Annotated in this window: 8 protein-coding genes; 6 read left to right on the top strand and 2 right to left on the bottom strand. The window is 69.3% G+C overall.

Annotated elements, in window-relative coordinates:
• Positions 1-419, top strand: a 419-nt coding sequence (locus VFB40_RS13525) for a hypothetical protein (RefSeq protein WP_324850543.1), incomplete at its 5' end; no start/stop codon positions are given.
• A gap of 456 nt (positions 420-875) precedes the next feature.
• Here the strand turns inward: VFB40_RS13525 and VFB40_RS13520 are convergent.
• Together VFB40_RS13520 and VFB40_RS13515 are read right to left on the bottom strand one after the other, a co-directional pair.
• Positions 876-1,427 carry a hypothetical protein gene (locus VFB40_RS13520; RefSeq protein ID WP_324850541.1) on the bottom strand — a complete coding sequence of 184 codons (552 nt, stop codon included), beginning with the start codon at positions 1,425-1,427 and terminating at the stop codon, positions 876-878.
• A 190-nt stretch (positions 1,428-1,617) separates the two neighbouring features.
• Complete coding sequence (locus VFB40_RS13515; RefSeq protein WP_324850539.1) at positions 1,618-3,078, bottom strand: cysteine desulfurase/sulfurtransferase TusA family protein; 1,461 nt, start codon at positions 3,076-3,078, stop codon at positions 1,618-1,620.
• Between the two features lie 326 nt (positions 3,079-3,404).
• Between VFB40_RS13515 and ctaC the strand changes: the two genes are divergently transcribed.
• The 5 genes from ctaC to VFB40_RS13490 all read left to right on the top strand — a co-directional run bounded on the left by ctaC (position 3,405) and on the right by VFB40_RS13490 (position 9,058).
• On the top strand, positions 3,405-4,379 hold the full coding sequence (gene ctaC / locus VFB40_RS13510; protein ID WP_324850537.1) for an aa3-type cytochrome oxidase subunit II: 975 nt from the start codon (positions 3,405-3,407) through the stop codon (positions 4,377-4,379).
• Between the two features lie 5 nt (positions 4,380-4,384).
• On the top strand, positions 4,385-6,106 hold the full coding sequence (gene ctaD, locus VFB40_RS13505) for an aa3-type cytochrome oxidase subunit I (RefSeq protein WP_414642090.1): 1,722 nt from the start codon (positions 4,385-4,387) through the stop codon (positions 6,104-6,106).
• A 4-nt stretch (positions 6,107-6,110) separates the two neighbouring features.
• Positions 6,111-6,521, top strand: coding sequence for a cytochrome c oxidase subunit 4 (ctaF, locus tag VFB40_RS13500; RefSeq protein ID WP_324850533.1), 411 nt, complete (start codon positions 6,111-6,113; stop codon positions 6,519-6,521).
• A 251-nt stretch (positions 6,522-6,772) separates the two neighbouring features.
• On the top strand, positions 6,773-8,545 hold the full coding sequence (locus VFB40_RS13495) for a L,D-transpeptidase (protein WP_324850531.1): 1,773 nt from the start codon (positions 6,773-6,775) through the stop codon (positions 8,543-8,545).
• 102 nt (positions 8,546-8,647) lie between these two features.
• Positions 8,648-9,058 carry a DUF4259 domain-containing protein gene (locus VFB40_RS13490; protein ID WP_324850529.1) on the top strand — a complete coding sequence of 137 codons (411 nt, stop codon included), beginning with the start codon at positions 8,648-8,650 and terminating at the stop codon, positions 9,056-9,058.
• Positions 9,059-9,339 lie beyond the last annotated feature (281 nt).

The raw sequence follows: 9,339 nt of genomic DNA, 5'->3' as shown, positions 1-9,339 counted from the left end.
GGCGCGTGCCGTTGTGCCCCGAACTGGTCGCGCTGATCCGCCGCCACCTTGACCGATTCGGCACGGCCCCGGATGGCCGAATCGTCTCCACGGCTCAGGGCGCCGTTGCCTCCGATAGCTGGTACGGGCGTGTGTGGGCACTGGCGCGCACGATGGCTCTGAGCGAAGCTCAGGCCGCCTCACCGCTCGCTCAGCGCCCCTATGACCTTCGTCACGCCGCCGTGTCGACCTGGCTGAACGCTGGTGTCCCAGCTACACAGGTAGCCGAGTGGGCCGGACACACCGTTGAGGTGCTGCTGAAGGTCTACGCCAAGTGCCTGGACGGCCAGGAGGACCGGGCGAAGCGCCTGATCGAGCTAGCGCTGGCCGAGGTCGACGACACCGAGGTCAGGGGGAGAGAGAAGCCGTCAACCTCCTGACGCTCGTTGTCGCGGCCGTTGTCGCGTATTTGTCGCGATCAACGCTCGACAGTGGGATGCAGTGGGACGTCGTTGGACGTCCAAGCTCGGTCGGCTGAGGCCTGAAAACGGCCGCTGAGCTGCAACTATCTGGAGACGCAGCAGGGCCCCCGACCATCGCTACCCACAAACGATGGCGGGGGCCCTGCCTTTGTGCGCCGGATCCCGCATCCGTGCGCCGACGGATGGCTGCCCGGGATCCGCTACAGCGTCCGCAGGGCCGGGGGGAGAGCCCTGCGGGCGCGAGTCTTTACTTCCGACACCCCATCAGCAAGTCCTGCATCACTGAGTGTAATGCGTCTTCCTGCCTTCTGTAGAGTTAAACGGCCGTACCGCCAGCCTGGTTCCCTTCCGGAGCAAGAATTTTCGGACGAGTTTTGTCACGAAGAGTGACCATGGTCCGCCTTGTCGGTAGGGTCAGCCGCCGAGCCGGGCGCCGTTGGCCAGGTCGACCACGATGCGCGTGCCGACCGGGCTGGCCAGCGTAGCCGTGAAGATGCGCGGGCCGATGTACATCGGGCACATCACGCCCTTGCGGACCGGCAGCTGGGCGAGGCCGACGCCCACTTGCGCCGCCGACTCCTTCACGACCACCACGTACTGGCCGCAGGCCCCGCCGCGCGCCTCGATCTGGAGGGAGAGGGTGCGTCCGTCGGCGGACTGGGACTCCTGATCGATCGGCACGTACTTCGCGTTCGCCGGCGGCGCGGTCAGCTGCGCCACGGGGGAACTGCTCGGCGCGGGGCTCATCCGGCCGCCCGGGTTGACCGGCATCGAGCCGGTCGCGGAGGCGGACGCGGAGGGCGAGGGGGCGGGGATCATCGGCGCGGACTGGGCCGTGCCCGAATCCTTGCCGTTCGCGGCCGGGCTGACGCTGTTGCTGCTCGCGCAGGCGGCCAGAGTGGAGGCGAGGGTGACCGCGGCCAGCGCCGCCGCGATCGTGCCGCCCCTGCTGACGCTGAGGACCATCGCGAACCGTCCTTCTGTCTGTTTGACGTCTTCGTCTGCGGTGGCCGCCGCTGGTCCGCGACGGCGTCGCCGTTCGTTCGCTCAATCCACTGCCTCGACCTGTGGGTGAGGTCAGTCTCCGCTTGGACGGAGCGCGGCGGCGACGGGTTCCGCCGTTTCGGTGAAATCTTTTCCGGTCGCCGCCCGGCGGTCAGTGCTCGCGGCGGACAAGGTACGCGACGGCGCGCTCGCCTCGCTCGGGGACCGGCTCCTCACCCAAGTAGCTGTGCTCCCGCAGCTCGCTCCACGCCGGGATGTCGAGCCGCGCCGCCGGATCGTCGGCCAGCACCCTGACCGTCCCGCCCACCGGGACATCCACGATGCGCTTCGCCAGTTCGATCACGGGGATCGGGCACATGAGGCCGAGGGCGTCGATGGTCTCGATCGCGTCTCCTGCAGCGCTTCCCGGTGCGGCTTCGCGTGCGCGTTCGGGCGTCGGCGCTGGCGGCGGGGCGGAGGGGGCTTCGGCGCGAACCCGTGCGACCACGGCGGGCAGGTCGGCGAGGAACCGGTCTACTTCCTCGGCTGTGATCCGCCAGGGCAGCGAGATTCGCACGTTTCCGTGGCTGAGCACGCCCATCGCCTCCAGCACATGACTCGGCGTCAGGGTGGAGGCGGTGCAAGAGGAACCGGAGGAAACCGAGTAGCCCGCGCGATCCAATTCGAGCAGCAGCGCCTCGCCGGAGGCGTAGAGGCAGGAGAAGGTCACGATGTGCGGCAGCCTTTGCTGCGGATCGCCGACGAGCTCGACGTCGGGCACGGTCGCGGCGACCTGGTCGCGGATGTGGTCGACCAGCCCGCGATGACGTGCGGCGACGGTCTCGCGCTCGGCCTCGCGGGCCCGCAACGCCGCGGCGGCGGCCAGGATCGCCGGCACGTTCACCGGTCCCGGCGCGCGGCCCTGCTCGCGTTCGTCCTCCGGCCAGGCCGCAGCGAACCTTGTGCCCTTGCGCACAGCCAAGACGCCGACCCCGGCCGGGCCGCCCCACTTGCGGGCCGAACCGCACAGCGCGGACCAGTGCTCGGGCGTGGGGAGGGGAATGCGGCCGAGGGCGGCGGAGGCGTCGAGAAGGAGGGGTGGCGGGCCCGCGGTGGCTGTCGCGGTCGCGGCGCTCAGCTCGTGGACTCGCTCGATCGGCTGAATCGTTCCCACTTCGTGATTGGCGTATTGAATGCACAGCAGTGCGGCGCCGTCGCGCAGGCTCTCCGCTAGGGCGTCGGTGCGCAGCTCGCCTGACCGGGTGACCGGGACCGTCACGTGCTCGCCGCCGAGCCTGGTCGCCGTGAACTCGGCGGCGTGCAGGACCGCCGAGTGCTCGATCGCGCTGGTGACGATGCGTCGGCTGACCCGTGAGCGTCCCTGGGCGAGTCCGGCGACCGCGAGATGGATCGCTGCGGTTCCGGAGGTTGTGAAGACTGCCTCGTCTGGACGGACACGCAGTACCTCCGCGACCGCCTCGCGCGCCGCGTCGAGCAGCAGGCGGGCACGTCGTCCCTCGCGGTACAGGCGATCCGGGTCGGCCCAGCCGTCGTCCAGCGCCGCGAGATAGGCCTCGCGGGCCACCGGGTCCATCGGCTCGCCGGAGGCCGCGTCCAGGAATACCGAGTTCATAACGTCATTCAACCTGTCCGGGACCTGGGGTCACAGCGGGATGCGGTGTCGCGGCGCGTGCGGAGGGCCGTGGTTCACCGGTTCTGACGCCGCCTCATCGTGCGCAATTGCGGCGAAACCGCGCGATCCGCCGCGCGGTTAGCCCGTCCGCATGAGCCCGCGCCGCCCCCGCCCGGCCCGGGGGGTACCTGCCCGCTCGGGCCGCAAACCGCTGGAGTAGGGTTTGGCCGCAGAACTGAACCCCTGCCCGCACTCCGGGATCCGCGGCCGAGCTGTCCACGGCGCGGAGGCGCCGGTGAGCAGGGCGAGACTCCGGGAAGGGTACGTTGAGTCAGTACGGCTCCGAACGCAGGCCGCGCGCGCTGAGCGATCCCGCTCGCGGGCCGCGGACCGCTGCGTCAAGAAGGCGGCGTTTAATCGCCCGCGCGGCGCTGGCCGGCGCCGTCCTGGTCGCGGCCTCGGGCTGCGCCAACAGCACCTTCACCCGGCTCGGCTTCCCCGACCCGGCCAGCGCAGAGGCCCCGACCATCCTGCACCTGTGGCAGGGCTCGTGGATCGCCGCGTTCGCCGTCGGCGCGCTGGTGTGGGGCCTGATCCTGTGGACGGCGTTCTTCCACCGGCGCTCCCGGCACGGCATCGAGGTGCCGCCGCAGACGAAGTACAACATCCCGATCGAGCTGCTCTACACGGCCGTCCCGACCATCATGGTCGCGGTGCTGTTCTACTTCACCGCCAAGGACGAGTCGCAGCTGCTGAAGATCACCAACGACCAGGCCACCAGCATCAACGTGGTCGGCCGGCAGTGGAGCTGGTCGTTCAACTACAACTACGACGCGGCCACCGGCCAGCAGTTCGCCGCCGGCGGCCCGTCGGTGTACGAGGCCGGCACCCCCGGCCAGCCGCCGCACCTCTACCTGCCGCTCGGCGAGAAGGTCAAGTTCACGCTGACCTCGCCGGACGTCATCCACTCCTTCTGGGTGCCGGCGTTCCTGTTCAAGCTGGACGTGGTGCCGGGCCGGGTCAACCAGTTCGAGCTGACCCCGACCAAGCAGGGCGAGTTCATCGGCGAGTGCGCCGAGCTGTGCGGCGTCGACCACTCCCGGATGCTGTTCTGGGTCGACGTCGTGCCGCCGGACCAGTACAAGGCACACCTCGCCCAGCTCCAGCAGCAGGGCGACACCGGGCAGCTGCCGATCGGCTGCGGCCCGAACGCGGGCGTCGGCGAGAACGGCATCCCCTGCCGCGTCGGCCCGATGAACGGCATCAAGGGTAAGAACTCGACTGGAGGGACGGCCTGGTGACCGCGATCAACGACCCGGCGGTCGCCACCCCCTCGGTGACGGCCTACCGCACCAGGCAGCCCGGTTCGACCGTGGTCAAGTGGATCACCTCCACCGACCACAAGGTCATCGGCTTCCTGTACCTGATCACCTCGTGCATCTTCTTCGGCTTCGGCGGCCTGCTCGCGCTGCTCATCCGCACCGAGCTGGCCCGCCCCGGCCTGCAGCTGCTGACGCCGGAGCAGTTCAACCAGGCGTTCACGATGCACGGCACGATCATGCTGCTGATGTTCGCGACCCCGCTGTTCGCCGGATTCGCCAACGCGATCATGCCGCTGCAGATCGGCGCGCCGGACGTGGCCTTCCCGCGGCTGAACGCGTTCGCCTACTGGCTGTTCCTGTTCGGCTCGCTGATCGCGGTCAGCGGCTTCCTGACCCCGCAGGGCGCGGCCGACTTCGGCTGGTTCGCCTACTCGCCGCTGTCCAGCGCGATCCACTCGCCGGGCGTCGGCGGCGACCTGTGGATCATGGGCCTGGCCCTCTCCGGCTTCGGCACCATCGTCGGCTCGGTGAACTTCATCACCACGATCATCACCATGCGCATGCCCGGCATGACGATGTTCCGGATGCCGATCTTCGTGTGGAACACCCTGCTGACCTCGGTGCTGGTGCTGCTGGCCTTCCCGGTGCTGGCGGCGGCCCTGTTTGCGCTCGAGGTGGACCGGCGGCTCGGGGCGCACATCTTCGACGCGGCCAACGGCGGCGCGATCCTGTGGCAGCACCTGTTCTGGTTCTTCGGGCACCCCGAGGTGTACATCGTGGCGCTGCCGTTCTTCGGCATCGTCTCGGAGATCTTCCCGGTGTTCAGCCGCAAGCCGGTCTTCGGCTACAGCGGCCTGGTGTTCGCGACCATGTCCATCGCCGGCCTGTCGGTGACCGTGTGGGCGCACCACATGTTCACCACCGGCGCGGTCATGCTCCCGTTCTTCGCGTTCATGACCTATCTGATCGCGGTGCCCACGGGAGTGAAGTTCTTCAACTGGATCGGCACCATGTGGCGCGGATCGCTCTCGTTCGACACGCCGCTGCTGTGGTCCGTGGGCTTCCTGGTCACCTTCCTGTTCGGCGGTCTGACCGGCATCCTGCTGGCCTCCCCGCCGATCGACTTCCAGGTGCAGGACTCGTACTTCGTGGTCGCACACTTCCACTACGTGCTCTTCGGCACCGTGGTGTTCGCGATGTTCGCCGGGTTCTACTTCTGGTGGCCCAAGTGGACCGGGAAGATGCTCGACGAACGGCTCGGGAAGATCCACTTCTGGACGCTGTTCATCGGCTTCCACACCACCTTCCTGGTGCAGCACTGGCTCGGCGCGGAGGGCATGCCCCGGCGCTACGCCGACTACATGGCCTCCAGCGGCTGGACGACGCTGAACACGATCTCCACGATCGGCGCGTACTTGCTGGGCATGTCGACGATCCCGTTCCTGTACAACGTGTACAAGACGGCGAAGACCGGCAAGCGGGTGACCGTGGACGACCCGTGGGGCTGGGGCCGCTCGCTGGAGTGGGCCACCTCGTGCCCGCCGCCGCGGCACAACTTCAACTCGCTGCCGCGGGTGCGGTCCGAGTCCCCGGCCTTCGACCTGCACCACCCCGAGGTGGCGCTGCGCGAGATCGAACTCGGCGAGCGCGGCCACGGCGCGAAGAAGGCGCTGGCCCGCGACCGGGCCGCGGAGAAGGGCGAGTGACGCTGTGAAACTCACGGCTCGGATGTTCCTGATCATCGCGATCTTCTTCTTCATCGACGTGCCGGTCTACTGGTGGCTCTCGCACGACCCGACGGGTACGGCGGCGCTGATCATGGCCTTCGGCCTGTGCGGGATGATCTTCTTCTACCTCAACTTCACCGTGCGCCAGCTGGCGAAGCGGGGGATCGTCGGCCCGGAGGACCGGGACGACGCGGAGCCGCACGAGGGCGCGGGGGAGCAGGGCTTCTTCTCCCCGCACAGCTGGTGGCCGATCGTGCTCGCGGCCGGCGGCGCGGCGATGTTCACCGGGATCGCGGTCGGGTTCTGGCTCTGCTACTTCGCGGCCCCGTTCTTCGCCTACGGCGTGTACGGGCTCGTGTTCGAGTACTACCGCGGCGAGAACAAGCACTACTGATCCGAACCGCTGCCGGTCCGGGCCGCGCGCGGCCCGCCGGACGGCCAACCTGAGCCAAGGCTGAAAGCCAGGTCGGAGGCCGATCGCGGCCAGGTAGTGGGTCTGTAACAACTCTGAGTGAAGGCCGGTGTGGATCTTCCACACCGGCCTTCACTCACTATGCTGGCGCGCGGTGGGTAACCAGACGCGGGTACGTTAATAGGTGCGGCTGGTAGGCGGTTAGCAGCGCGAGCCAGGGGAGTAGCAGCGCAATGGTGGATGGGGTCGGCCCCGGCATACCCGCAGGTGGCGAAGGCACGAATGGCGCGGACGGCGCGGACGGCACGGACGCGGCGGCCCAGCGCGGCCAGGAGCAGCGCGATCAAGTGCAGCACCGCCAGGATCAGGGCGAGCAGGAACAGCGCCAGGTTTGGCAGCCCGCGGACTCGGCGGCTGCCGAGGGAGGGCAGGATTCGGCCGCGGGCCAATCAGCTCCCTCGCCGGCTGAGCCTGCGCCGGCCGACCCGAGCGCCGAGACCGCGGTGATCCGGCAGGTTCCCGTGCCCCCGCCTGCGGGTCGCGAGCCCGCACCGGCCGACCCGAGCGCCCAGACAGCTGCGATCCGGCACGTCCCGGTGCTTCCCCCCTCCGTCTACGCGGCTGAGAGCGGCCCCGGACAGGCGTTCGGCAGCGGCGCGACCCCGTACAGCGCCGATCCGGCCCCGGACGACGGCGCCGAGGACGCCGACACCGCGGCCTCCGGCAGCCTGCTCTCCCGCCTTCCCCGCCGCGGGATCATCGCCGCCGGAAGCGTCCTCGCCCTCGCCGCGATCGGCGGCGTGGCCGCCGCGGTCACCGGGGGATCCGGTGGCGGGAACAAGAACAACGGCTCTGGCACCGGCGCGGGGAGCGTCAACGGCGGTGCGGGCGCGGGCGGCTCCAGCCCGTCCCCCTCGCCGACTTACCCCGCCCCGGCCTTCACCACCGTCCCGGCCGACGGCACCTCGAACGTCGACCCGTCAAAGGCGGTCACCGTCTCCGTCGCGAACGGGACCATCACCTCGGTCCAGCTCTCCGGCGGCCAGGAGACCAGCGGCACGCTGTCCGACGACAAGTCCAGCTGGACCTCCAACGGCGTGCTCAACCTCAACACGTCGTACCAGATGCAGATCCAGGCCACTGACAAGGGCGGAAAGTCGGTCACCAAGACCGTCTCGTTCACCACCCTCAAGCCGAGCGCCACCATAGGCGTGCTGGAGATGTGGCCCGGCAGCGACGTGAGCGTCGGCGTGGGGCAGCCGATCCGGGTGCAGTTCACCAACTACGTGCCCAGCTCGTACCGCGCGGACGTCGAGAAGGCCTGCGTCGTGACGACGAACCCGCCGGTCGCCGGAGCCTGGCACTGGGTCGACTCGGACATGATGGACTGGCGGCCGCAGGACTACTGGCAGACCGGCACGCAGGTCTCCGTCGCGCTCAACCTCACCGGGGTGCGCGCCGGAACCCACCAGTACTTCGTGAAGAACCACTCGCTGAACTTCACGATCCGGGACACCGACCTGCGGCTGATCGTGGACACCAAGGCGTTCAAGGCCACCGCCTACCAGAACGGGCAGGTGATCCGGACCTTCCCGATCGACACCGGCTCGAACGACCCGCGCTTCATCACCTGGAGCGGAACGCTGGCCGTGCTCGGCAAGGGCAACCCGGTCGAGATGAAGGGCGACTACGGCAACGGGGATAAGTACGACGAGTTCGTGAACTGGGCCACCCAGATCACCTACTCGGGCACGTACGTGCACGCCGCGCCCTGGGACGGCCAGATCGGCTACGTCAACTCCTCGCACGGCTGCATCCACGCCCGCACCTCCGACGCGACCTGGTTCTACAACCTCGCGCACGTCGGCGACGTCGTTCAGGTCACCGGCACCAGCAAGACGGTCGCGGTGACGAACGGCTTCGGCGACTGGACCATCGGCTGGTCCTCGTGGCTGTCCGGCTCCGCCTACGGCGCGACGCTCGGAGGCAAGCCGGTCTCCGGCTAGCCGTGAACATCACCCTGCGGTCCTGTAGCGCCACTGCCGGTTCCTGGTTACCGTTCGGTACAGGGGAGCGACGGCGCCAACCGGGAAGCAGGAGCGTCAGGAATGGGTACGTGGCAGGTCGGACCGTTCGACAACGACGACGCGATGGACTTCTTCGACGAGGTCGAGGAGACGCCTGACGCCCAGGTCCCGCCCAAGCTGCGCGAGACTCTGGTCGCGGTGGTCGAGCGGCCGGGACAGATCGAACTGGCCGAGGGTCATGTCGCGGTGGCCGCCGCCTGCCTCGTCGCGGCCGGCCGCTCCCGTGCCGCCGCCACCGGGAACTCCTCGGTCGACGCCTGGCTCTCCTCACACCGCCCGGCCGTCACCGCCGAGGACCAGCGCGTCGCGCTCGCCGCCCTCGACCGGGTCACCGGCCCGGACAGCGAGTGGATGGCCCTGTGGGCGACCTCACCGTCCGGCGCCGCGGTCGAGGAACGCATCGCGACGCTGCGTCAGATCCTCAACGCGTAGACGAGACGGTCCGCTCACGCACCATCAGGCTGTCCAGGCGATGGTTACTGATGACGCGTGAGCGGTGTGCGCCTGCTTGTCTTGTTGCCTGCTTGTCTTGTTGCCTGCTTGTCTGGTTGCTCGCCCTAGCTCAGACCGTCTGGCTGGTCGCTTCGATCCAGCGGTCCAGGCTCGCCTGGGCGGCGCCGGAGTCGAGCGCTTCGTTAGCGCGGGCGATGCCGGCCGCCATGCGGTCGTTCAGCGGCGGAAGCTCACCCCTCGCCACCCCCAGGCCGTCGAGG

The organism is Actinocrinis sp. (assembly GCF_035650855.1).
In the GTDB taxonomy this organism is placed as follows: Bacteria; Actinomycetota; Actinomycetes; order Streptomycetales; family Catenulisporaceae; genus Actinocrinis.
Note: the sequence above shows the minus strand (reverse complement) of the source record. Positions and strands in the feature narration are given on the sequence as shown.

What these genes read in the sequence shown, in the direction of transcription:
- VFB40_RS13520 (WP_324850541.1), bottom strand. Translation starts at nt 1,427, where the DNA reads ATGGTCCTCAGCGTCAGCAGGGGCGGCACGATCGCGGCGGCGCTGGCC.
- VFB40_RS13515 (WP_324850539.1), bottom strand. Translation starts at nt 3,078, where the DNA reads ATGAACTCGGTATTCCTGGACGCGGCCTCCGGCGAGCCGATGGACCCG.
- VFB40_RS13495 (WP_324850531.1), top strand. Translation starts at nt 6,773, where the DNA reads ATGGTGGATGGGGTCGGCCCCGGCATACCCGCAGGTGGCGAAGGCACG.
- VFB40_RS13490 (WP_324850529.1), top strand. Translation starts at nt 8,648, where the DNA reads ATGGGTACGTGGCAGGTCGGACCGTTCGACAACGACGACGCGATGGAC.